Below are 24,843 nucleotides of genomic sequence, written 5' to 3'. Positions count from 1 at the left end.
AAAGAATTGGCTTTTCTCTATTATAACATTGCGCGTTACATTATTCGGAGGTGCAGCACATGGCAAAAGGATTAAAGGTTGTCACAATTGGCGGAGGATCAAGCTATACACCAGAGCTTGTAGAAGGATTTATTAAACGGTACGATGAATTTCCGATTAGCGAGCTTTGGCTTGTCGATATTGAAGCAGGAAAAGAAAAGCTTGAAATCGTCGGAGATCTTGCAAAACGAATGGTCAAAAAAGCAGGACTTCCAATCGATGTTCATTTAACATTAGATCGCCGAAAAGCGCTTGCGGGCGCTGACTTCGTCACAACACAATTCCGTGTCGGACTTCTTGAAGCACGTATGAAGGATGAACGCATTCCTTTAAAATATGATGTCATTGGTCAGGAAACGAATGGTCCAGGAGGTCTATTCAAAGGACTTCGTACCATTCCAGTCATTTTGGATATTGTGAAAGACATTGAAGAACTATGCCCAGATGCATGGCTTGTGAATTTCACCAACCCAGCTGGTATGGTCACAGAAGCTGTTCTTCGCTATTCAAACCATCGCAAAGTTGTTGGCTTATGCAACGTGCCAATCGGTATTCGCATGGGCATTGCCAAAGGACTTGATGTCGACGCAAGCAGAGTCGAAGTCAGCTTTGCTGGATTAAACCATATGGTCTTCGGACTCAACGTATTCTTAGATGGTAAAAGCATCATGGATCAAGTCATCGAAGACATGGCAGATCCAAACTCTACGATGTCAATGAACAATATTCAAGCCATTCCGTGGGATGCTGATTTCTTAAAAGGACTTGGCGTGATTCCATGTCCATATCACCGCTACTACTACAAAACAAGTGATATGCTGGCTGAGGAAAAGAAAGCAGCAGAGAATGAAGGAACTCGTGCAGAAGTCGTTCGTGCACTTGAAAATGACTTGTTCGAACTGTACAAAGACCCTGATCTTGATATCAAGCCGCCACAGCTTGAAAAACGAGGCGGTGCCTACTACAGTGATGCTGCTTGTAACTTGATTGCATCGATTTATAACGACAAGCATGACATTCAGCCTGTGAACACCATTAACAATGGTGCCATCAGTGACATTCCGAATGATTCTGCTGTTGAACTGAACTGCGTCATCACAAAAGATGGCCCTAAACCAATCGCTGTTGGTGAAATGCCAGTCGCAGTCAAAGGACTGATTTCTCAAATTAAATCCTTTGAACGTGTTGCCGCTGAAGCAGCCGTGACAGGCGATTACAACACAGCACTTGTCGCAATGACGATCAACCCGCTCGTCCCATCAGATGCGATTGCAAAAAGCATCCTAGATGAGATGCTAGAAGCACACAAAGAATATTTACCACAATTCTTCAATAAAGTAGAAGCATAAAACAGAACCGCACTTGTCAAAAGTGCGGTTCTCTTATTTCTCTGTAAACAACTGATCCATCTGAGGGCGGTCGTAGTCTAATAGCCAGTGCTGTAAGCCTTCATAGACGGGCCGAAGACGCTCAGTATCTGCCGCAATAAGATCACAGCCTCGATCATCATATAAGTGGAAAATCATCTGTTTTGAGAGATTGATGAGATAAATTTCATAACCAAGCTTCCCGTTCAAGATTTGATTCGGTGCATAGAAATCCTCTTGGCATATGGCATGCAGCAATGGGCGTAATCGTATATCTTGCAGCTGGCATGTCAACATAAATCTCTCCAAGGTCAGGGGCTCATCTAGTTCTGATCTGACATAGGTCAAAAGCTCGTGACGCAATCGTTTGCGTACTTGCCGGCGAACATATTTTTGATAGACTAGGAGCTTTTGCTTCATTAATTCATGTTCATGCTGCGTATAGACATCCGTGACAAATAGAATGTCGTCTTCTGGATCAAAAGCATATCTGACAATTTTCAAAGCACGATCCCCTGCTTTTTCTAATACAACCGATTCTTCTCCTAATGACCAATCTGCCACTTCAAAGCGAAGCCCAAAAGGCCATTCATAAAAAAGAGGCGGCGTGAGAACAAGATCAGGAAAATGACTTTTTAAAAAACTAGTGGTTTGATCGCTCATGTCATGTCCTTCCATTGATTTTATTTCTTATTTTACCGTTGAAACTGATGGAAATACAATTGGAAATAAACTGTCATTTCTTATATGATAGAAAGAGATGGAGGTGTGACCAATTGAAAAAATGGTTTTTACAGGTGTTCCTCACCGCATTGATCACTATGTGGCTACAGGCTGGACTTGATCAGGTAAATGTCATTCATCTTTCCAATGTCTGGGTAGATGTCAGCAGCTGGATTTTGATCTTCTTTGTCATCTACGCACTTTTTGAATGGACAGCTCACATTTCAGTAAAACGGAAAACCGTTCATCGCTAAACATCTCTTTTATAGAGATGTTTCAGATTGTTGACAAAGGGCTAAAATGATCTTTATTTTAGCCCTTTGTCTTCTTTTCAGCGTGATAGAAAACCTTTGCAGTCTAGGAAGGACGAGTACTGGAGCGGAGCGAATTTGACATTCGTGAGCACCAGCACGCAGGACTGACACAGAATGCGAGGGTTTGTCTACACGCTGAAACATCTCTTTTATAGAGATGTTTTTTCTTGAAACTCCTCTTGTACGAGTTCATGAATGACGCCCATTCCTGCTTGGCTACCAGCAGCTGCGGCAAGAACAAGTTGAGCAGGTCCGCCTAAATTGTCACCGCATGCAAAGACACCGCTGACGGTTGTACGTCCAAGAATATCTGTTTCAATGCCGCCATTTTTCGTCATTTGACAGCCTAATATTTCAGCAAATGGAGCTGACTGCTTAAATTCACTTGCGACAAATCCGCCTTCTCTATTCACTGTTTCCCCATTCGCAAGGTGAAGAGAGTGCATATGTCCATTCTCATGATGAATGGACATAATCGGTACATCAATGACTTGGATAGAATGAGCTGATAGCAATGTTTTCTCCTCTTCAGCAAACACTTGCTTCCCATTCGTAAACACAATTAAATCCTTTGTCCAATTGGAAAGAAGTTTAGCCATATGCAAAGCACGTGAATTCTCCGCAATGAGCGCAAGCGGCTTGTCCTTTAGCTCCCAGCCATCACAGAAAGGACAGCTAAACAACGTCTTTCCATACACTTCATGAATCCCCTTCATCTCTGGCAGTATATCCTTTAGTCCTGTTGCCAATATGATTTTCTTCGCTTCAAACCTTTCTCCCTCTTGTGTCAGTAACGTAAAGTTGTCCTTATTTTTTTGTATCTCAACAATTCTGCTTCGTTTGATTTGGATATGGGGGTAGTTTTGAAGATCTGCTTCTCCCGCTTGTCTGATCTCAAACGGTGTCATTCCATCGTTTGTAATAAATCCATGTGATTCCTGAGTCACTCGATTTCTCGGTAACTCGTCATCGAATACAATGACCTGTTTTCTGCCTCGCCCCACAACAAGTGCTGCGCTTAATCCAGCTGGTCCGCCTCCAATGATGGCACAATCTAATAACATATCAATCTCTCCTTTTCATTCAAGACTTTAAAGACTCTTAATATCTATAATTTGTTCAAAAAAAATCACATCTTGAAAAATGGATTTTTTTCTGTTTGCTCAATTTGGCTAGCGATATCAACTAACCGCTTTTGACTAAGTGTTTCCTGCATTTTCGTTTCAACATCCTGCATGGCTTGTTCAATCAAACAACCATCATGAGGCATGAAAGAATCATGTTCTAAGGAACAACGAAATAAATTGGTTTGACCTTCTACCGCTTGAATGACGTCTAAAAATGAAATATCCTCTTTCTTTTTCAGAATGGTGTAACCACCTTTTGCGCCAGGTGTTGATTCAATCAATCCTGCCTTCACAAGCTTTGTTAAAATTTTGGATAAATAGGTGGCTGAAAGGTCTTGCATCTTAGCGAGAGGCTCAACGCCTATTGCTTTCCCCTTTGGAGCAAGTGTTAAAAAGACCATCGTATGAAGTGCATAGTTGGTCGCTTTAGAATATTTCATCAGAAGATTTCCTTTCTATCTATCATAGACCTTTTATATCTGTAATTGATCATAAAAGATTCAAGAAGAAAAAGCAAGTATTGTGAATCTGCTTCTTTTTTCATTCCACATTTCGCATTTCCTTCCGATAATAAAAGTAAGCACGAATAAAAGCTTGATGAAGACTAGAAGGAGTGAAGAGAAATGTCAGATCAACAGCACAATGCAGCACACGAAGAAGAAGAGGAATTTAACGTATACGACATGATTCCACCCGCAGGAACAATCATTGGAGAAGCAACAGAAGAAGAAATGGAGGCTGCGGCAGCATTAGAAGTGAGACATGTTGCGTTCATACGCCTTCAAGACATGTTCATTCAATTTGATGGCTCGTCTTACAAAGACTTATTAAAAGACTTCCAAGAATTTGAATATGATTCCACAAAATTCTGGAGAGGTATTGCTAAACGACTTCAAATTCCATACGAATGGCCAATCCGACTCGACCATGCAAACGGCCCTATTTATATTGGTGAAACAGAGGATAGCCGTGAGGTTGAGGAGAGTGCGGAGTAAGGACATGGTGACCCCCTTTTGAAAAGGGGGTCTTTTCGTCTCCTTCACAATCCATCGATTGAAAAAAATAAGCAATATGAGCATTGTAACGCCCATATTGCTTATTCTCGTGTTATGTTAACTCTGGCCAAAAGGCTTGATTTGCTACAATTAAGTCGTCTAAAATATCCTTTGCTACTTTAGCACTCGGCACCGTTTTCGATAAGGTAATGGCCTGCCATAGTTTTTGATAGGACCCTTCTTCAAATGCTTCTACTACTAATTTTTCTACGCCAACTTGCTGCTCCATGAGGCTTTTTTGAAATCTAGGAATATCTCCAACCACTAATTTTTCTGGACCGTTGCTGCCAACGATACAAGGAATTTCGACCATGGCTGTTGGATCAAAGTTCATGATGGCGCCATTGTTCTCCACAATCATCAGCATCCGTTCCTTTTTATTAAAAGCAATGGCTCTTGCCAAATCAACGATATAAGAAGCGTGCTCATCAATGGCTAGCTTTGTTTCCTTTGCAGTTCCTCTATTAATGATGGCCTGACATTCACTAAAAACAAAGGCTTCCCGCCCCTCCATCACTTCATTGGCACGCGTGAACGCAATATTTGAATGTGCCACTTCTTCATCTGGAAATAGATAGTATTTCAAATACGTATTCGGTACGGTTTTTGGATCAAGTGCTTGAATATCTTTGGCTTTTTTTAATGTGCTGTTCCAGCTCTTTTGCTGTTCTAGTTCAGATGTTCCATCTGTTGCATAACCATGCTGGCTTACATGCTGAATGACCTCAGGCATTAAGCTATTTCCTTTTTTATCTCGAATATCTGTCCACCAGCCAAAATGATTCAAACCATAGTAATCTACTTCCAGTTCTTTACGGGAAGATAAGCCTAAATTCTTTGCAATCAATTCTTCAATTCCAATTGGCATATCACATATGTTTAAAATTTTGGCATTCGGTCTTAACTTACGAGTTGCCTCTGCTACTATCGCTGCAGGGTTAGAATAGTTTAACATCCAAGCTTCAGGTGAGTATTTTTCCATATAATCGACAAGTTCTAATACACCTGGAATAGATCGCATACCGTAAGCTATTCCCCCTGGACCGCATGTTTCCTGTCCAACTACTCCATGCTTTAATGGAATTTTCTCATCTAATTCACGCATGGCATATTTGCCGACACGGATATGTGCCATTACAAAATCGACTTGAGTAAAAGCTTCTTCTGGGTCAGTACTTGCCAGTAGTCGCACTTCTGGTGCTCGTTCTTTTAACATAATCTCACATGCATCCGCAATTGTCTTTTGTCTAGCTTCATCATTATCATAGAGTTTAATTGTGTGAATTGGGAACTCTTCTAAATAGTTTAACAGCATTAAAATGATCCCTGGTGTAAAAGTACTTCCGCCTCCGGCAATGGTAATATTAAATGTTTTTTTCATGATATCCAGCTCCTTTTTCAATCAATTTAAAGTTTTCCCTCAAAGGACTCTCTCACTTGCGGTACACTTAAGCCAACAATGATTTGAATGCTTTGACCACTCTTAGCCATTCCGTGTGCCATTTTATGTTTTGTGAAGTATTCCCTATCTTTCACCAACCTAGGGTCAATCACTGTAATACGCAGACGTGTAGCACAGTTTGTCACATCTTTAATATTTTCTTTTCCACCAAGTCCTCCTAAAAAATAAACAGCTTTCTCTTCATACTCAGACGCATAAACGGGCGCTTCCTTTTTGCCATGATCTTTTTTATTAGCATTCTCATAATCTTGTTTTGTATATAGCCTAGTCTCCTCCTCATGTTTTCGTCCTGGTAATGGAATATCAAATTTCACAATCACCCATCTAAATATGACAAAATACAATGCTGTAAATAGAAGTCCAATGATGGCCTGGATCAGATAAGTCCCTCCATGATTTGAAGAGAGCGGAATCCAGTTCAATGCAGCTATTTCTATAAGCCCTGAACCCATCATTCCGACAACACCAAACATATTCATGATTGTCACCATGGTCGCTCCAAGAAGTGCATGTATGACAAATAAGTAAGGCGCGAGAAACAGAAATGTAAATTCAAGTGGTTCTGTAATTCCAGCAAATACCGCTGTTAATGTGGCGGGTAATACCAATGCGAGAACTTTTTTTCTGTTTTCCTTCGGTGTAGAAAAATACATCGCTAGAGCTATCCCTAAACAGCCGAACATCTTAATATTTCCATGCAGTAAAAATCCGTATGGATATAGATCCTTCAAATTGGAAGTTGAGTTCGCAAATTCATTTAAGTGAGCAATCCAATATGGTTTTAACCCTCCATTTACTGCCGCTGGACCAAACTCAAAAGGTGTATAAATAAAATGGTGAAGTCCTGTTGGAATCAACACCCTTTCCAAGAAATGAAACAGCCAGACACCAATATAACCAGACTGTGACATAAACCCTTGGAGAGATTGAATTCCCTGCTGAACATATGGCCATACAAAAGCCACGATAAAAGCAATAGGAATCATCACAAAGAATCCGATGATGACAACAAAGACAAGCCCTTGGAAAATCCCGAGCATTTCAGGCAGTTTTTGATCATAAAAACGATTATGAATCCAAATGACGATTCCTGATATCGCCACCGCACCAATGATACTTGTATCGAGCGTAGGGATACCTGCAATTTCTTTTACACCCGCTACGTTCTCGACTCCTTGCGATAAATCAACACCAAAAGTGGACGGCCAAAGTGTCAAAATAGCATGAATATAATTGTTAAATACAAGATAAATCATTAAAGCTGCGAGCGTAGCACGTGCTTGCGCTTTTTTTGCAAGAGAGATCGGCAAGCCAATCACAAATGCCAGCTCCATATGATTGAAAATCGTCCATCCTCCACTTTCAATCAGTGTCCAAATCTTATACCACATTGTACCTTCTGCAGCCATCTCCCCCATAATCGCTGGATTCTTGCATAATGTCGCAAGACCGACAACAATACCAAAAAACGCGAATAAAAGGACTGGAACTACCATAGCACTACCAAATCGCTTGATTGCATTCATAAGCATCACCCCTTTGTTTGATCCATAACACCACTGTAAAGGGAGCGCTTACAAAAACCAATAGGATTGACGTATTTAGAAATCAAGTTGTAACATTAGATTATATTTTCACAGAAAGAAAATATTTTCATGTTGGAGGGCACATCGCATGATATTGGACAAGCTGGTAAATGAATACTTCGAAGATTTAAATAAGAATGACCTGCATATTATTAAAACGATTCACGATCACCTTGAAGAAATGAAGACAATGAAAATTCAGGATCTTGCTCGGTATGCTCACACTTCCATCTCCTCCATCCATCGACTTGCCAAGAAAATAGGTTTCGACGGCTACAGTGACTTAAAGTCTTATGTGAAATTAAATCATCTTACTGAAGAATCAACACAGGATTTAATGAAGCTGCTTGATCAAGATATCAGCCAGACAAGAAAATATATGGAGCAGCTGGACTTTCATCAATTAAATCAACTGATTGATCGTGCACCGTATATTTATATTTATGGTACAGGAACAGCACAGCTCGATTTGGCCAATGATGTACAACGACAGCTATGGTCACTGCATAAAAAATCTCAAGTATTACGAAGCAAGCGAGACTTAACAGATGGAATCATTGAATTTGGTGAGGATGACCTTTTATTTATCATTTCTTTATCGGGTGAATCGAAGAATTTAGATGAAATCATTCAATTGGTGAAAACGAGACATATCAAATTTATCAGTATGACCACATTAAGAAATAACCTTCTTGCACAAAATGCCATGTTTAACATCTATGTAAGCAGCACCCCGTTTCCTTTGTATAACAAAGTGGACAACTCAAGCTTTCTGCCATTTTACATTGTGGTAGATATGATCGTCAGAAAATTTAGTGAGTGGAAATGGAACCAATTGAATAATAGGAACTAAAATTAACAAGCACACATTCTTGGAGACAAATGGTGAATGATTAAATATTTCTTCACAAAAAAGAGAGACACTTTTGTCTCTCTCAAAAAACACCAAAGTATTTTTCTGAAATAAGTGATGGTTGCTCCATGCTATTCAGCGGTATAATGCCCAGCAAGCAGTTCATCAAACGAATCCGCTAATTTGAAATCCGTCTCATATTCAAGATCAAAGTAATGCACCGGCGGATGTTCCTTTGTTTCTCTATAATCTAATGCGATCCACGTATGACCATCCCCACAAATGAGCACAAGTCCCTCAGGCAATTCCCATTCTTCTATTAAATAATCACTATCCATGATGCCTTCGCCTTTGGCAATTCCTCTTAAATGATCAAATGACACATGATCCTCTGCCCATCCATTCGGTTGGTCCGTTGGAAAAGCATTGTGCAGGGTATAACCGCCATTTTGTTCAAGGATGAGTTTCTTATATGTATCAGGCAGGATGACACCTAGCTTCTTTTCCGCTTTTGCAATGCCTTTCTCATTGATTTTCTTAAATGTTTCATCACTTTCTATTTCTGTATCCCAGAATGGTTTCAAATAAAATACCTCCAATTGTTATTTCTATCTCATTTTACCATTTGAGAGAACTAGTTTAATAGTCCTATTTAATAAAAAAAGAGAAGGGTTTCTCCTTCTCTTGGTGGTCATGATTATTCTTGATTTCTTGCTTCAAATTCATCCAGCATTGCACGCACTTCATCTGTTGATGAGGTGTTCATTAATTGGTTTCTTAGGAAGCTCGCTCCTCTGAATCCTTTTACATAAATCTTAAAGAAACGATGCAACGCCTTGAATGGACGCAAGCCTAATGAGGAATATTGATCATGAAGGTCAAGATGTAATCTTAATAGACCAAGCAATTCATCACTTGTATGCTCCTTCGGCTCTTTTTCAAAAGCAAATGGGTTATGGAAAATCCCGCGCCCAATCATTACTCCGTCCACTCCATACTGTTCAGCGAGCCTTAAGCCCGTTTGACGATCAGGAATATCACCATTGATCGTCAAAAGCGTATCAGGTGCTACTTCATCACGAAGTTTTATAATCTCAGGAATGAGCTCCCAATGCGCATCCACCTGGCTCATTTCCTTTCTAGTACGAAGGTGAATCGATAAGTTCACAATGTCTTGCTCCAAAATGTGTCTGAGCCAATCGTGCCATTCATCAACCTCTGTAAAACCAAGTCTTGTTTTGACGCTAACAGGTAATCCTCCTGCTTTTGCCGCTTGAATCAGCTCTGCCGCAACATCTGGGCGTAGAATCAATCCACTGCCCTTCCCGTTTTGCGTAACATTAGGGACAGGACAACCCATATTAATATCAAGCCCCTGAAATCCTAACTCCGCCATTCCAATACTCATTTGTCTAAAGTTCTCAGGCTTATCTCCCCAAATATGAGCAACAATCGGCTGCTCATCCTCTGTAAAGGTTAAACGTCCCTTCACACTTTGAATCCCATCAGGATGGCAATAGCTCTCGCTGTTCGTAAACTCTGTGAAAAACACATCTGGTCTCGCCGCCTCACTCACAACATGACGAAACACAACATCTGTCACTTCTTCCATTGGTGCTAATATAAAAAACGGCCGTGGTAAATCACGCCAGAAATTTTTACTCATCTTTCATCCAATTCCTCTCATGACATAGCGCCTTATGGGGCATGTCCTTCTATAAAGTCTTTCAGCAATTTTTATCATTATATACTTTTGTAAGGATTCAACGCAAAAGGAGTATAAAATGAACAAAATACTATCAGCACTTTATAAAATATCAAAAATTTGAGGAGACGTAAACGCCGTTCAAAAGCTATTTCTGGGAAACGTGTCACGCGACGGGCAGCAGGAACAGCATCCGGCAAACTAATGAAAAGATATTCAAATAAAAAAGCCCTATGCAGGGGCTTTTTAAATTGTAATTGCCTTTTCTGTTACATGATAAGTGTTAGAAGTAATGATTTTATCAAGTGACCAACCGGCAGCGAATAACACAGAAAAAATTGTTAAACTGATAAATAACTTTTTCATCATAACGCCTCCGCCATTTTTAGTATTTGTTGTTGTGCTTTAATGGTCTTTTTTAGATATTCTCTATTCAATTCAAAATTCCCTTTTTGATAATGATAATCTGCGAGTTTTTCTGATAACTCCGCTACATCTTGCCACAAACTTTTGCTTTCTAAATAACTGAGGCTTTCATTTACCTCCGATTCATTATATTCTTCAAAAAGCGCATAAATGATTTTTAATTTAGCTATATATTCTTGGTCGTCTGCAAAGTTAGCTCTATTTAAGCCAATGGTGAAATATTGGTTTCCTCTATTTTTTTTATCTTGTTCGTAGAATACCCAGGACAACATATAAAGTGTTCTAATTCCCGAGATCGTTTCGGCATGTTCTTTTATTTGAATTGAATTTAGAAATTCATTTTCTGCGGTTTCAATTTCTCCGGCTCTTTTTTTCACTAAACCTAAATTATGATGTATTACACCAATAATCCGTTGGACTGTTTCCTCATTAAGCTCTTGAGCCAAGCTCAAGGCTTCCCTATAATAAGATTCTGCCTCATCTAAGCGGTATAAGTCGTACATATTCGCTCCAAATTTGATATTACAACCGACTACTTTCGCTTTGTAAAACTCGCTTGTTGAATACATTTCTTTTGCTTTTTCCAAATGGTTTAACGATACGAAATGTTGATCAATGCGATAATATGCATCAGCTAGTTTGTAATGAAATTCGGCTCTTTCTATATCATCGGGAACATTCTTTAAATGTTCTTCAGCAGCCTTGTAAAAATTTATAGCAGCAACATAATTTTTTTGGTGGAATTCGTGCATACCTCTAAAGAAGTTTGAATAGTAGTCAAGCGTTCCTTTGACGTGGGGCTGTTTGTTCTCTATTTCTCTGAGTAAATCGGGTAAAGTGGGGCGTTGTTGATTCATTTCAATAGGCACAAGACTTTCAAGCATGAGTCGATGCCTAAACTCCATTAATTGATAAAATAGCAGTAAATCTTGATCCTCTTCCATGTGCTCTATTTCTCTTTCAACCTGTTCTTTTAAAATCTCTGCATCCGGCACGCTGAATGTCCTTATAAATCTATACCAATCATTTATTAATATACCAACTTGAGAAGAAAGAATTTTCTCCACTCCTACCATCCCCTTTCTTGATATTCCCTATAATTACATATATTATCATTTTCAAAATAATTCCACACCGAAAAGAAACCGCAATTTCTCCATAAAATACAATTATATAGACACACAAATGTATAATATTGAAAAAATACAGTATTGAAATACCATTTACCCTTAATTTGGTTTTTGTTACAATTTTTATGTAAATCAAATAAGGAGTGATTATCTTATATCAAAGTCCTATAAGAATTTAAGACATATGCCACTGTTTTTTCTCAAGATGTATTTTATAATTGAGGCTTGAACAACAAGATTTTTTTCACTATAAACAGCCTCTTCATTAAATTTTCGGAGGCGAAATTACTATGACTTTTAGAAAGAAGTTAGTTCCTGTACTATTAAGCGCAACTTTATTAACTTCCGGTCTTGGTGCGACTACTGCGTTTGCAACGGAGCCGGTTAAATCAACAGAACCAGTACATACGAAGGTGTATAAAACTTCTTTACAACAAGCCGCAACAAATAATAGCACTAGCCCTATTCAGTCAAATGCTTTAGCAACTCAAACAGCCGCAAACGGGGAAGTTTCTACTCAAGGGGTTGTTTCATGGTCATATAAAGCATTCCGAGGTGCTTTACGTTCTGGTGGATGGTTACTATCACAAGCATTGAAACCCTTTAATCCAAAGGCTGCTGCTTGGATCAGAAAGAAATCTGCTAAAATAGCAAAGGTAATGGATAAAGGGGAAAAGTGGACAGAAAAACAGTTTGTAAAAGCTTTTGTTAAAATGGGCGCACCTAAAGATGTTGCTAAAACTTTGGCAAAATTCATCATTACTCTTATGTAAATAAACAATAAGTGCTATTAGTTTTCTAATAGCGCTTTTTTATGGAGGGTATATATTGTCTTTTTCTTATGTGATTTCATTGACTTTTTTAATACTCCTTTTAGTTTCTATCATATTTTATACTTTTTTAAGGAAAAAAAATGTTGTAGATGAACCCCCAGGTGCTATTGCTGCCGTTCTTCTTATTTTACTAATATGTTTTTCCTTTGGTTTCGTTATTGCTATTCCGACTTTCATGCTTTACCTAGTATCATTGGGAGTAAATTTTCTTTTCGGCGAATACATAACTTATGATTCATTTTTCTCTTTGGTGACCTTTTCGTTGTTAGTTAGCATCATCGTGATTTTTTGGTCATTTATAGTTTTATTTATAGGGAAAGGAATTATTTTTTTGTTGAAAGTCCCAAAATGGATAACTTATATTTTAGAATTTTTTGCTTCGTGGGCTCTTATTTACTTCACCATTAAATATGTACTCAATTTAAAGATAATTGAAGTTTCTATATGGGGGAATGGTGTATTAATTTTATCTTTCTTTGTTAGCTTTTTATACATCGGACTTGATATCATATCCTCCGCACTAGATCAAAAAAATCAGAATATAGAAGAAGAACCCCCTATCCTATAATGGAGAAGGGGGTTTATTGATATATAGAATTTATCTAATTAACATAAGGGACGAATATAGATTACTCAAGATATCTGAATTTTTTCTTTTGAATTACGTGAAAAAAATGAAGTACTTAAAAGGTCAAAAGGTGTAAAACTGATATACATAGGAGTTATACAACATCTTCTTACCTTTCCATTAGTTTTTGGCTCAAGGATCTAATTTGACCAAATTCCTTTTCGAACATCAAATCCCATATATCAAGACATTCATTTGCAATATCTTTTATCTCAGGGATAGTTGAGTTAGAGGTTTCGTCATATAATCCAATAATCAATTTAGACATTTCATCTTCTATTCCCCAAATCTCTTCAAACTTACCAACTTCGTTTCCAAGTAAGTGGTAACTCATTGAAAATATAATATCTTTGTAATCAACAAATGATTTTGATTTTTCTTCAAGATAATGAACAAAAGCATGTACTATTCTACGGTTTAAACCAGAATTCATTATTTCAATCATAAAATCCTTATCTCTCTTTAAATCAATGAGTTCATCATAAAATAATCGTGAAATTGGCATCCCGAGATCTAATGCACTTGCCTTAAATTTACGTATTAAATCTTTTACTATTGAATTAAATTCACCTTTGTTAAAATAGTTAGTAGCCATATGAAGTATGGCTTTTGCTTGTGCTTCACTCATTGCATCTACGTTATTAATTATTTCAAAAAATTCATTATTACGAATAAACATTTCTGAAAGACAATTTGCACCCATATCAATTAGGTCTTTATCTTCGGATTCGTAGCATTTTTTTATAGTTTTCAGTACTTGTTCACGATATTTAGGATAAAGCAAAAAGAGCATATTTTTCGTATCATAGAAACCTGCTAACCTGTAATCTTTATCATATTGATTTAATATTATCTCTGATGCCCACTTTCTTTCAATATTATAGGCAGGCCATAATGCGAATAAACTAGCTAACTTCACTGCCGGATTTTCATCAAATACCAATCTTTCAATTGTATCTTTAAACTGTTTAAACAAAGTTCTTTCATTCCATAATAACTCAGCTATTGCTTGAGCTGCGTTACCCCTTACACAGTTAATCGCATTACTTTGTAGCATGGCATAGCTACGCATTTCTTTATCCTCATTATTAGTTACATTCACAATTCCTAATTCTGGGTTATTATGGTTAATCGCAATATCCTTTAGAATATCCAAAATCTCCTGAGACCAATTTACGTTTTTCCTGTCTCTAATGATTGAGCAAATATCGTTCGCCCGATATGAGGTATAATCATATGGATAGGTCAAAATCATTTTTTCCAATAACTCTATCGGCACATCCCCCAATGCCTTACTAGATGCAACGCCACTAAATAAGGAATCTACGTATGATTCCAGAACTTTCTCTTTATTCGAAAGAACTAGATTTATCATTCTTTCAGGTTCCTCAGAAACAGCTTTACTAAAACTACTTGCAAATTCTTCAATAGAAGAACTAATAAAACCTTCTGGAACCTCTATCCATCTGGAAGAATCTTTTTGAATAAGTTTTTTATTAGTTAAAATCTCTATCCACTTTTTGTTATTTAATTTTTTCCCCGCCACGGGTGAGCTTATCGATCCGCTGTGTCCATCTGAATATTTATATAAAGTTGACCCTTTAGGGAATTTACGTCTTAAAATACGCAACAAATTTTTTGCTTGAATGCTCAATCGATTATAGGGAAGAACTTCTAAAATTTCTTTTTGAAAATCACCCCAAAAACTCAAATAAACTGTACGACCATTTTTTTCTCTATTATAATTAATTCTACGACGATATGCGTCTATAGCTTGCGGAGAAAAATAACTTAGAACTCTCTCTTCTAATAAATTGAAAATATCTTCACTACAGTATCTCGTATGTTTTTCTAATATTTGTTTGGCAAGAAGTAATTTATCACCATTGCCACTTGTATTATCGAATACGTTACTGTTGAAATCACTGCACAAATAATTAATAACAACATCGCTATAACTTTCTGATACTCTGAATAATCCATCCAATATAATTTCATTAAATAAATCATTACCTTTTCCCATGAACTCTTTATAGCGATCAAAGAATTTTTTCGGTTGTTGAGAAATTATTGCGGCATTCGCTTTCTTTATAATTTGGATACAAGCCCTTTCTAGCCCTTTTTTATGAATATATTCCCCAGACCAACCACTATAAATAAAGCTTACGTCTTTATCTATTGGAACGAGTGGTAATAATAAATTAAGAACCTCTTCTCCATTATTGATTAGAATTTCAGAGTCTTCATAGAGAAATGTTTCTTCGTAATAATAAATTTGTTTCCCTTTGCTTTTAATTTTATTTTCCAATAAAAAAGCTAGTAGCCGTATTGTTCTTAATTCACTATTTTTGAGCATCGACTTAAAATCAAGATAGTTATCAGCCATTCGCGGATATCGCTTATAAAATTTCATTCTTAATTCAAATAACTCATCCGTATCTTGATTTATATCGCGCAAAAAACATTTAGAGAATTTATTATCGTCTTCCTGTGAATTAAATGAATATTTTTCAATAAACGTAATATCCTCAGCCTCAAAATTTGGGCTTATACTTACAAAGAAATTGATAACCATATCTTTCTTAGATGGGGTGTTAAACCATTTCTCTAAAATGCCACATTGTCTAAGCAACTTAATATAATTGGGCTTTGAAAATATAACGTTATTAATAATGTGATTGCCGTAACTTTCATTTTCACAGTTATTCACTATAAAGTTTTGTATATTTTCATCTATTTTATCTATCTGATTTAGCACCTCGAAAAAAACAAATTTGACAAAATACCTGATTTGTTTTGCTTCAAACATTTTTTGTCCAACAGTAATAAAATCATGGCTATCAATTTCAAATAAATTTTGCATAAACATTTGCACTTGATATCTTTTACCAGGTGTTTGTTTATCTTTAGCCCCAATAATATCTACGATATCTTCACCATCATAATATCTATGAAGCATCTTATCTGCTAAAAAACAGTCTAATATAGACTGATGAGCGAATGAAACTTTTCTATCCTGAATTATTAAGAAAGCATTTGAAGATAAGAATTCTAAGGTTGATTTATTTTCGTTTAATATACTTAAAGGAATAAATATTCTACTAGACTTTTCTAAAAAAGTTACCATCTTATCTTTAATCTGAGTTAGATTGTCTTCTCTCAATCCAAACTCAAAACATTTTTCGGACAGCTGTCCCCACCATTCTGAGATCAAATGGCTTGCGGTAGAACATTCTGCATATACTTTGCCAGAGTCTAGCTGTTTCCAAATATATAAATTGCTTGGAATTCTTAGTATCTCTTTCAATTTACTTGTTAGTTGCTCATAACGCTTTCCAACAATACCCTCAACTAATTCCTCGTCCAACTCATTAACCTGAACCCTATCCCATTGAATAACGTCCTCTTTTGAATCATCTTTTTTAAATAATGCTCTAATATTATTATCGTTTTCCAAATCATGAGTTCGACACACAAAAACAACAGATATCTTGTTTTTTCTATCATTATTCAATGTCTCTACTTGATTAATAATCTGAGAGCATACTAATAAAGCATCTCTAGAATGAGCAAGAGTCCAGCGTAGGGCATCCAACTGATCCAAAATAATTACTGCCTTTTCATTTTTAGAAACACTGTGAATACAATGAGTGATTGATGCAGGTAATCCTAAATCTTCTCCCCACTTCTCGGCAGTCATACTGGGAACTCGTTTATCTAATTTAATTGCTAAATATGGTATCTCATTTTCTTCACAATAATTGATAACATCTTCTGTACATCCACTTTTCCCTCTTCCAGCCTTTCCATGTATTATTAAAGATTTCTCTGAATCTAATGCTTCTCTACATAAAGAAAATTCTTTTCTCTTTATAAGACTATTGTCCAAAGGAATAAAAGTTGATTTATATTCGCAATTCAACTCCTCTAGCCTAGGCTTGATTTGTTCATTAGACGAAAGGTGTTTATTCCCTCCTAACAAATAATCGGCCCTTAGCTCCTCAATTGTTCTTATAATTTCCCCTTCTGATTTACCAATTGACTCATCAACCATTGATACAATTGCCTTGTCTTTAATATCTAATAACGACTCTCGAAAATTTACTAGTATTTCAAACAACTCAGAGAAGTACTCTTCAAAATCACTCGGTTTCTTAATAGGTGTATGCTTAAATTCATCTTTTTTAATATTGACAAATTCGACCGCTTCTTGTGCTAGTTTCTTAAATATATCTTGGTAATCTTCCTTTGTAGTGTTATATGCATAAAATACTCTTTGTATTATTGTCTCAACAGTCTTGCTCTGTTGAAGAAACTCTATAAAATAGTTACTATCAACCTCAGTATTATCAAACTTACGATTAAATTCATTAACTGTATCTTCTATGTCTTTAATTAATCTCTTTTCACCTCGATTTGTTAAACCTTTTGACAAAAGATAACCCGCAACATTTGGGGCTATCAAAGTTCCTGCTATATATGCTAAAATGCTCACTATTATTCCCCCCTAATCGACGACCATGATTTTTCTTATATTCCAATAACAAACCTTCTCATCATCCTTTTAATTACCAATTTTACATTTTATTCATATTCCTATTATATCAAAAAGTTAAAATAAATTTTCTGTGAATTGTCTGATTAAGTACCGGCAGTTACCGACAAAGAGTTTGAGGGCTCTTCAACTAAAACTTTGTTAATCCCCCTACTATAAAAAAAGAAGACAACACCCATACGGGTTAGTTGCCTTCTTTTAAAATAAGTTGCGCCACACATTCCACATGTGAGGTATGCGGAAACATATCCACCGGCTGCACTTCCTCCGTCACATACCCACCATCTTCAAGAATGCGCAAATCACGAGCTAGCGTCCCAGGATTACAAGACACATAAACGACGCGTTTTGGTTTCATCTTTAAAATGGTGTCTAGCAGTGCTTCGTCGCAGCCTTTTCTTGGCGGATCGACGACAAGGGTGTCTGCTTTGATGCCTTCTTTGTACCAGTTTGGGATAACCGCTTCTGCTTCGCCGACTGCGAATTCGACGTTGTTGATTCCGTTTAAGGCAGCGTTGCGTTTTGCGTCTTCAATTGCTTCTGGCACAATTTCTACGCCATAAACTCTGCCTGCTTTTTGTGCGAGAAATAAGGAAATCGTACCGATTCCGCAATACGCATCGATCACGGTTTCTTCACCTTGCAGCTCTGCATATTCAAGCGCTTTGTCGTAAAGCACCTTTGTTTGAGCTGGATTCACTTGATAAAACGAGCGGGCTGAAATTGCAAATTTGATGTCGCCAATCGTGTCATAAATGTATTCTTCTCCCCATAAAACAGTCGTTTCGTCTCCGAAAATGACATTTGTTTTCTTTGAATTCACGTTTTGCACAATTGACCGAACGTGCGGGAAGCGTGCTATAATCTGCTCAATCACTTGCTGTTTTTGCGGGAATTCAGCCGTTCTTGTGACAAAAACGACCATCATCTCACCTGTTGCAATGCCGTAGCGAACCATGACATGGCGAAGCCAGCCTTTATGACGTTCTTCGTTATATGCTTTGATACCGAACGCTTGGCATATTTCTTTGACACCTTGAACGACTTCATCGTTTTCTGATTGCTGGATCAGACATTTTTCCATATCAATGATTTCATGGGTACGTTGCTGATAAAACCCTGCAACAAGTCCGCCTTCTCGTTCGCCAACTGGAACTTGTGCTTTGTTTCGGTAATTCCATGGATCTTCCATTCCGAGCACAGGGTGAACTTTTACACGGCTCATATCAAGCTTGCCGATCCGCTCTAAAACGTCCTTTACTTGTTTCTGTTTAAATAGCAGTTGGCCTTCATAGCTCATGTGCTGAATTTGACAGCCTCCGCACTGCTTATAGATAGGACATGGCGCATCTTGCCTATGCTGACTTTCCTTTGTCAGCTCCATGAGTCGCCCAAAAGCAAATCCTTTTTTCACACGTGTGACTTTGATTTTCCCTTGTTCGTCTGGAAGGGCATTCGGTACAAAGACAGGGAATCCTTCAATTTTCGCTACACCTGCACCTTCGTGCGTTAAGTCTTCAAAGGTTACATTGTAGTATTCATTCTTTTCAACAGGCGGTTTCATTTTCACCAATTTTATCACCTCATTTGCAAAGAAAAACTTGGCGCCATACGGAACCAAGTTCAATCTCTACCCTATTTTTTCAGCTGTTGCTTTTGGCACAATAAATTCTATATGACGATACAGATTTTCAAATTCACCTGGCAGCATGCCGCCGTATTCGCCATCTAAATTCAATTGCATTTTATCTTTTACATCTACTTTTACGCGGTTCGCTTTTGCGTAGATGACATTGTTATCATGAATATGCTCGCCTCGAAGTGCAAGGCTGACTACTCGAATGGCTTCTGCTAGGTTGACCTTCTTTAAAATAATCAGGTCAAACATCCCATCATCTAAAACGGAATCTGGCGCTAGCTTTTCAAAGCCGCCTACTGAGTTTGTGAGTGAAACAAGAAACAGCATGATTTCTCCATGAAACAATTTGCCGTCATATTCAATTTCGACTTCTGTCGGGCGGATCGAAGGAAGCATTTCCATGCCTTTTAAATAATACGCAAGCTGGCCAAGCATTGTCTTCAGCTTACTAGGCACTTCATAAGTGAGCTCTGTTAACCGGCCGCCTCCTGCAATATTAATAAAATAATGGCCATTGACTTTACCGATATCAAGCGGCTTCGCTACACCCTCTATAATGGCATCTGTTGCTTTTAAAACACCTTCTCGTGGAATACCAAGTGCTCTTGCGAAGTCATTTGTTGTTCCAACCGGAATAATTCCTAGTTTTGGTCTTTTTTCAAGCGGGGCTAGTCCGTTGACGACTTCATTGATCGTGCCGTCTCCACCTGCTGCTACAATTAAATCAAAGTCTCTCTGTGCGGCATTTTCAGCTGCTTGTGTCGCATCTCCTGCACATGTCGTTGCATGACAAGATGTTTCATAGCCAGCTTGTTCAAATTTTTGCAAAACCTGTGGCAAATTCTTCTTGAAGATTTCACGCCCAGATGTCGGATTGTATATAATTCGAGCACGTTTCATTCATCATCATCCTATATTCATTATGCAATCTATTTTCACCACTAACAACCTTTAATTATACTATGAGATTTGAAAATGGCAACAGAACAACCACCTAATATTAGAAATCTCTTGCCACATTTCCCTCAGCAAGAAAGCATTCTGATAAGATAAAAGAAAACGCTGTAAAGGATGGTTTGCGATGAAAAAGCCTGTCTATTTTAATCATGATGGCGGTGTTGATGATCTCGTTTCGTTATTTCTACTCCTTCAAATGGAACACCTGAAAGTGATCGGGACGTCTGTCATTCCTGCTGATTGCTATTTAGAGCCCGCTCTCAGTGCATCTCAAAAAATCATTGATCGATTTAGCCCTTATGACATTGAAGTCGCTGCTTCAAATTCTAGAGGCGTCAATCCTTTTCCGAAAGAGTGGCGCATGCATGCTTTTTATGTAGATGCATTACCTATTTTAAACGAGAAAGGCACTGTTGATACAAACGTGTCCAAGCTCCCAGCACACCTTCATTTAATTGAAACCGTTAAAAAGGCAGCCAAACCTGTCACGTTGCTCTTTACAGGCCCACTCACAGATCTTGCTCGCGCTTTAGAAGAAGATCCTTCCATCTCTAATAAAATTGAAAAATTGGTATGGATGGGCGGTACATTTCTTGAAAAAGGGAATGTGGAGGAACCCGAGCATGACGGGACAGCAGAATGGAATGCATTTTGGGACCCTTATGCTGTCAGCACCGTCTTCAAGGAACGCTTTCCTATTGATATGGTCGCACTTGAAAGCACGAATCAAGTTCCACTTACACTTGATGTACGTCAGCGCTGGGCTTCCCTTCGTTCTCACATTGGAATTGATTTTATCGGACAGTGTTACGCCTTTTGTCCACCGCTCATTCATCATGAAACGAATTCGACGTATTACTTATGGGACGTACTCACTACGATGACGCTTGCTTCTTCATCATTTACCCATTCAAAAGAAGTGAACACAATCGTTTATACCGACACGCCAAGGCAAGGTCGTACTGAAGAGCATCCAGATGGAAAGTCAATACAAGTCATTGACCATGTTGATCGTGATGCCTTTTTTCACGCATTTGAAGAGCTCATGAGAAAAGCTGTTTGTCAGATTTCAACATAAAAAAAGCCCCGCCAATAAACGGGGCTTCCTCTTATTCTTCTTTAGCGTACTTTTTCTTACGTCTGAACTTACTTAAAATTTCATACACGATTGGAACAATGACCAATGTGAGAAGTGTAGAACTTGTTAAACCGCCAATGACGGTGACGCCAAGTCCTTTTGACACGATCTGGCTTCCGCCTTCAAATCCTAATGCAAGTGGCAGAAGTGCACCAATCGTTGCAAGTGCCGTCATTAAGATTGGTCGTAATCTTGTTGTACCTGCTTCCAGTAATGCTTCTCTTGTTGAAAGGCCTTCGTTTTCTTTATGAATGACGCGGTCAATGAAGACAATGGCATTTGTCACAACGATCCCAATCAGCATAAGCAATCCAATCATGGCATTTAAGCTGATGGTTTCTTTTGCTATAAACAGTCCGACGAGTGCACCAATTACCGTAAATGGTAGTGAGAATAGAATCGCAAATGGTGCAAGACCTCCGCCAAATGTGATGACGAGAACGAGGTACACAATGGCAATTGCTGCAAGCATTGCAAGACCAAGCTGTGTAAAGGACTCCTCAATATCCGCACTTACGCCGCCTGTGTCAATCGTTACGCCAGATTTCACATCAAGCTTGTCGACTTTCTTCTGAACATCCTGCGTTACACTTGAGACGTTGTCTGTTGTCATGTCACCAGACACTTCTGCGTAGATTTTTCCATCACGTTTGGTCACTGTATTAGCTGTCGTACCGTCTTTTACTTTTACGACATCACCAATTCGGACTTCTTGTCCTGTAGGAGTTGTGATTTTTTTATTTTCTAAATCTTTTTTGCTCTTATATTCGTCTTTTTCGGTTTGAAGCTTCACATCAAGTTCTTTGCCGTCCTCTGTTACTTTCGTTAGTGTTGTTTCACTATTTTGAGGAGCAATTGCTTGAGCGATTTGTGAAGCAGTTAAACCTAGCTTCGCCAGTTTTTCTTGATCTGCATTAAACGTATATTCGTCGTATTTCTCAGATAAGCTTGTGCTGACATTTTTTAAGTTTTTCTCATCTTTTAAGATGTTCTCGACATCTTTTACTGTGCCTTCAATATCGCTTACTTTGTCACCGTAGACGTAGTACGTTACAGTATTGCTTGCGCCAGCAGACGAGAAGTCTTGTGATTTCCATTCCCCTTTAGACGTTTTGTCTTGCAGGGCTTTCGTTACTTTATCTTTTTCTTTATCAAAGTTTGGCGTGTCATCGTCATATTGTACGAAGAATAACGCACCATTAGAGTTGCCCCCTACACTTGCTGTCATAGGATTTGAAGAACCTAGTGAATATTGAACAGTATTGACATGGTCACGTTTGATCAAATATTCTTCTGCTTTTTTCGTTTCATCGATTGCTTGTTCTCTCGTTTGTCCCGGCTCAGGTGTATATGTGACCATCGCCGTCTTCTCGGCTTGCTGTGGTAAGAAGCTGACACCGACTAGTGGTGCTAAGAATAAGCTTCCGACAAGCATAAGGATGGCAATTCCTGATGTGATCCATTTATGGTTGAGTGTCCAGTTGAGTACACGTCTATAACCGCCGGCAAGCTTACTTGGTTTATGCTCTTTCACTTTTTTCGCTGTGCCATACAGGTTCTTTTTAAATAGACTGTGTGCCATCATTGGAACAATCGTAATGGCAACAAGCAGTGAAGCAAGTAAAGCAAACACAATCGTTAGCGCAAATGGGATAAATAGCTCACCAATCATTCCGCCTACTAATGCTAATGGTAAGAATACCGCAATGGTGACAATCGTCGAAGACATAATTGGGATAAACATTTCTTTTGTGGCTTCTCTGACGAGTGCCTTGCCTTTTAACGGTTCATCCTTTAACGCCATTCGTCGATAGATATTTTCTATGACCACAATCGAGTCATCGACCACACGCCCAATGGCAACGGTCATGGCACCAAGTGTCATGATATTTAATGTGATATCAAGCTGATTTAATAATAAAACAGCAATCAACAGGGATAACGGAATAGAGATGACCGAAATTAATGTTGATTTGATATCTCGAAGGAACAACATAATGATAATGATCGCAAAGATTGCTCCAATGATCGCCTTGTTCAGCATTGTGCTGACAGATTCTTTAATCGGCTCTGCTTGATCATATGTCGTGCTGACTTTGATTCCTTTGTTGTCTTTTTTGAATTTCTCAAGCTCTTTCGTCACTTCTTCTGCCACACTCACAGTGTTGGCATCAGAACCTTTGACAATTTGCAGACCGATGCTGTCTTTTCCATTCGTTCTAGAAATCGATTCTGCCTCTTTTACTACTTTAATATCCGCAATGTCAGAAAGCTTGATCGTTGGCAGTTCTACAGATTGACCGCTTGCTGCCCCTCCACCAGGTTGCTGCTGAGCTGCTGCCTGTTGCTGACTTGCATTTCCAGCCTGTTGCTCCGCACCTTGCGCACCTGGGTTTTCAGCGCCGCTAGATGGTGCTCCAGCTCCAGCGCTTCCCGCGCCGCCGCTTGCACTTGGTGTGACAGGGATTCGCATGTTTTTCAAATCTTTGACGCTTAAGATATTGCCGTCCACAACAACCGATTTTTGCTTGTTGCCAAATGTGTATAGACCTAATGGTACATTGACATCAGAGCCTTTGATCATGTTTTGAACAGTTTCTTCATCTAAACCGTATTCTTTCAATTTCTTTTGTTTAAAAGAAAATTCTACTTCTTTGATTTGCTGTCCTGAAGCTTCGACAGAAGAGACACCGTCTAATCCTTCAATGGAAGGAACAAGGTCGTTTTCTACTTTCTGTGTAAGGTCTTCTAATGATTCTTTATCACCAGAGACACTGATTGCTAAGATTGGAATTGCGTTAATGCTAAAGCGTGCGATTTTTGGTTTTTCTGCATTTTCCGGAAAATTGATATTGCTAATCGCATCTTCAATTTCCTTCTTTGCTTCATCCATGTCTTTATTGTAATCGTACTCGATTTGAATAGATGAGGCATTTTCAAATGAATTGGATGTGACAACATTGACTCCGTTGAGGTTTTGAATAGACTTCTCAATCGGGTTGGTCACCTTATCTGATACTTCGTCCGGCGTTGCGCCAGGATACGTTGTAGAAACCGTAATGACTGGAGTGTTGATATTCGGGATTGATTCTTGTTTCATATTCAATCCAGCATATAGACCAGCAACTGTTACGATAATCGTCATGAGCCATACAGCGAACTTATTCTTTAATACAAAATTGATGATCGAATTCATTATGTCCTCCATTTTCCTTTATGTATTGACTGACTGGTCATTCTATATCATAATAAACGGTGATATACAATGCCGTCAACCATTTCACTTGCGTTTGACGTAACATTCTA

Annotated in this window: 18 protein-coding genes and 1 pseudogene; 7 read left to right on the top strand and 12 right to left on the bottom strand. The window is 38.2% G+C overall.

Annotated elements, in window-relative coordinates; all coding sequences use genetic code 11:
* Positions 1 to 59 precede the first annotated feature (59 nt).
* Positions 60 to 1,388, top strand: coding sequence for a 6-phospho-beta-glucosidase (locus MKX52_RS03395; protein WP_012009206.1), 1,329 nt, complete (start codon positions 60 to 62; stop codon positions 1,386 to 1,388).
* Positions 1,389 to 1,421: 33 nt separating this feature from the next.
* On the opposite strand, the gene MKX52_RS03390 is transcribed toward MKX52_RS03395, so the two are convergent.
* Entirely contained in the window at positions 1,422 to 2,069 is a 648-nt protein-coding gene (locus tag MKX52_RS03390; RefSeq protein ID WP_342491483.1) for a DUF3885 domain-containing protein, read from the bottom strand.
* A gap of 113 nt (positions 2,070 to 2,182) precedes the next feature.
* Here MKX52_RS03390 and MKX52_RS03385 point away from each other — a divergent pair, with 113 nt between their 5' ends.
* The gene (locus tag MKX52_RS03385) at positions 2,183 to 2,383 is read left to right on the top strand and encodes a hypothetical protein (RefSeq protein WP_342491482.1); all 201 of its coding nucleotides are present in this window, start codon (positions 2,183 to 2,185) and stop codon (positions 2,381 to 2,383) included.
* A gap of 209 nt (positions 2,384 to 2,592) precedes the next feature.
* Here the strand turns inward: MKX52_RS03385 and MKX52_RS03380 are convergent, their stop codons facing one another.
* On the bottom strand, positions 2,593 to 3,507 hold the full coding sequence (locus tag MKX52_RS03380; protein ID WP_342491481.1) for an NAD(P)/FAD-dependent oxidoreductase: 915 nt from the start codon (positions 3,505 to 3,507) through the stop codon (positions 2,593 to 2,595).
* 65 nt (positions 3,508 to 3,572) lie between these two features.
* A complete protein-coding gene (locus MKX52_RS03375; protein WP_119124532.1) occupies positions 3,573 to 4,010 on the bottom strand; it encodes an Rrf2 family transcriptional regulator in 438 nt (145 codons plus the stop codon).
* Positions 4,011 to 4,193: 183 nt separating this feature from the next.
* Here MKX52_RS03375 and MKX52_RS03370 point away from each other — a divergent pair, with 183 nt between their 5' ends.
* On the top strand, positions 4,194 to 4,565 hold the full coding sequence (locus MKX52_RS03370; protein WP_012009201.1) for a hypothetical protein: 372 nt from the start codon (positions 4,194 to 4,196) through the stop codon (positions 4,563 to 4,565).
* Positions 4,566 to 4,677: 112 nt separating this feature from the next.
* On the opposite strand, the gene MKX52_RS03365 is transcribed toward MKX52_RS03370, so the two are convergent.
* A complete protein-coding gene (locus MKX52_RS03365; protein WP_342491480.1) occupies positions 4,678 to 6,006 on the bottom strand; it encodes a 6-phospho-alpha-glucosidase in 1,329 nt (442 codons plus the stop codon).
* Positions 6,007 to 6,032: 26 nt separating this feature from the next.
* A complete protein-coding gene (locus MKX52_RS03360) occupies positions 6,033 to 7,613 on the bottom strand; it encodes an alpha-glucoside-specific PTS transporter subunit IIBC (RefSeq protein ID WP_342491479.1) in 1,581 nt (526 codons plus the stop codon).
* Between the two features lie 148 nt (positions 7,614 to 7,761).
* Between MKX52_RS03360 and MKX52_RS03355 the strand changes: the two genes are divergently transcribed.
* Positions 7,762 to 8,526, top strand: coding sequence for a MurR/RpiR family transcriptional regulator (locus tag MKX52_RS03355; RefSeq protein ID WP_012009198.1), 765 nt, complete (start codon positions 7,762 to 7,764; stop codon positions 8,524 to 8,526).
* A 134-nt stretch (positions 8,527 to 8,660) separates the two neighbouring features.
* Here the strand turns inward: MKX52_RS03355 and MKX52_RS03350 are convergent.
* From MKX52_RS03350 to MKX52_RS03340, 3 genes and pseudogenes are all read right to left on the bottom strand, one after another.
* Positions 8,661 to 9,110, bottom strand: a pseudogene (locus MKX52_RS03350) (SMI1/KNR4 family protein); the annotation flags it as partial.
* Positions 9,111 to 9,223: 113 nt separating this feature from the next.
* Complete coding sequence (locus tag MKX52_RS03345) at positions 9,224 to 10,192, bottom strand: tRNA-dihydrouridine synthase (protein ID WP_217016194.1); 969 nt, start codon at positions 10,190 to 10,192, stop codon at positions 9,224 to 9,226.
* A 404-nt stretch (positions 10,193 to 10,596) separates the two neighbouring features.
* Positions 10,597 to 11,733 (bottom strand): Rap family tetratricopeptide repeat protein, encoded by a 1,137-nt coding sequence (locus MKX52_RS03340; protein WP_342491478.1) that lies wholly within the window; start codon positions 11,731 to 11,733, stop codon positions 10,597 to 10,599.
* 344 nt (positions 11,734 to 12,077) lie between these two features.
* Here MKX52_RS03340 and MKX52_RS03335 point away from each other — a divergent pair, with 344 nt between their 5' ends.
* Together MKX52_RS03335 and MKX52_RS03330 are read left to right on the top strand one after the other, a co-directional pair.
* Positions 12,078 to 12,560, top strand: coding sequence for a hypothetical protein (locus MKX52_RS03335; protein WP_342491477.1), 483 nt, complete (start codon positions 12,078 to 12,080; stop codon positions 12,558 to 12,560).
* A 55-nt stretch (positions 12,561 to 12,615) separates the two neighbouring features.
* Positions 12,616 to 13,188, top strand: coding sequence for a hypothetical protein (locus MKX52_RS03330; protein ID WP_151021805.1), 573 nt, complete (start codon positions 12,616 to 12,618; stop codon positions 13,186 to 13,188).
* Positions 13,189 to 13,357: 169 nt separating this feature from the next.
* Here the strand turns inward: MKX52_RS03330 and MKX52_RS03325 are convergent, their stop codons facing one another.
* The 3 genes from MKX52_RS03325 to MKX52_RS03315 form a co-directional block, all read right to left on the bottom strand.
* A complete protein-coding gene (locus MKX52_RS03325) occupies positions 13,358 to 17,743 on the bottom strand; it encodes a hypothetical protein (RefSeq protein ID WP_342491476.1) in 4,386 nt (1,461 codons plus the stop codon).
* A 244-nt stretch (positions 17,744 to 17,987) separates the two neighbouring features.
* Positions 17,988 to 19,373 carry a 23S rRNA (uracil(1939)-C(5))-methyltransferase RlmD gene (gene rlmD / locus MKX52_RS03320; protein ID WP_342491475.1) on the bottom strand — a complete coding sequence of 462 codons (1,386 nt, stop codon included), beginning with the start codon at positions 19,371 to 19,373 and terminating at the stop codon, positions 17,988 to 17,990.
* Between the two features lie 60 nt (positions 19,374 to 19,433).
* Positions 19,434 to 20,342, bottom strand: a complete 909-nt coding sequence (locus MKX52_RS03315; protein WP_012009189.1) for a diacylglycerol kinase — start codon at positions 20,340 to 20,342, stop codon at positions 19,434 to 19,436.
* 181 nt (positions 20,343 to 20,523) lie between these two features.
* Here MKX52_RS03315 and MKX52_RS03310 point away from each other — a divergent pair, with 181 nt between their 5' ends.
* Positions 20,524 to 21,477, top strand: coding sequence for a nucleoside hydrolase (locus MKX52_RS03310; protein ID WP_342491474.1), 954 nt, complete (start codon positions 20,524 to 20,526; stop codon positions 21,475 to 21,477).
* Positions 21,478 to 21,508: 31 nt separating this feature from the next.
* Here the strand turns inward: MKX52_RS03310 and MKX52_RS03305 are convergent, their stop codons facing one another.
* Positions 21,509 to 24,733, bottom strand: a complete 3,225-nt coding sequence (locus MKX52_RS03305) for an efflux RND transporter permease subunit (protein ID WP_342491473.1) — start codon at positions 24,731 to 24,733, stop codon at positions 21,509 to 21,511.
* Between the last annotated feature and the right edge of the window lie 110 nt (positions 24,734 to 24,843).

The organism is Bacillus sp. FSL R5-0422, assembly GCF_038610765.1.
Lineage (GTDB): Bacteria > Bacillota > Bacilli > Bacillales > Bacillaceae > Bacillus > Bacillus pumilus_O.
This window is presented reverse-complemented; position numbering and strand designations above follow the sequence as displayed.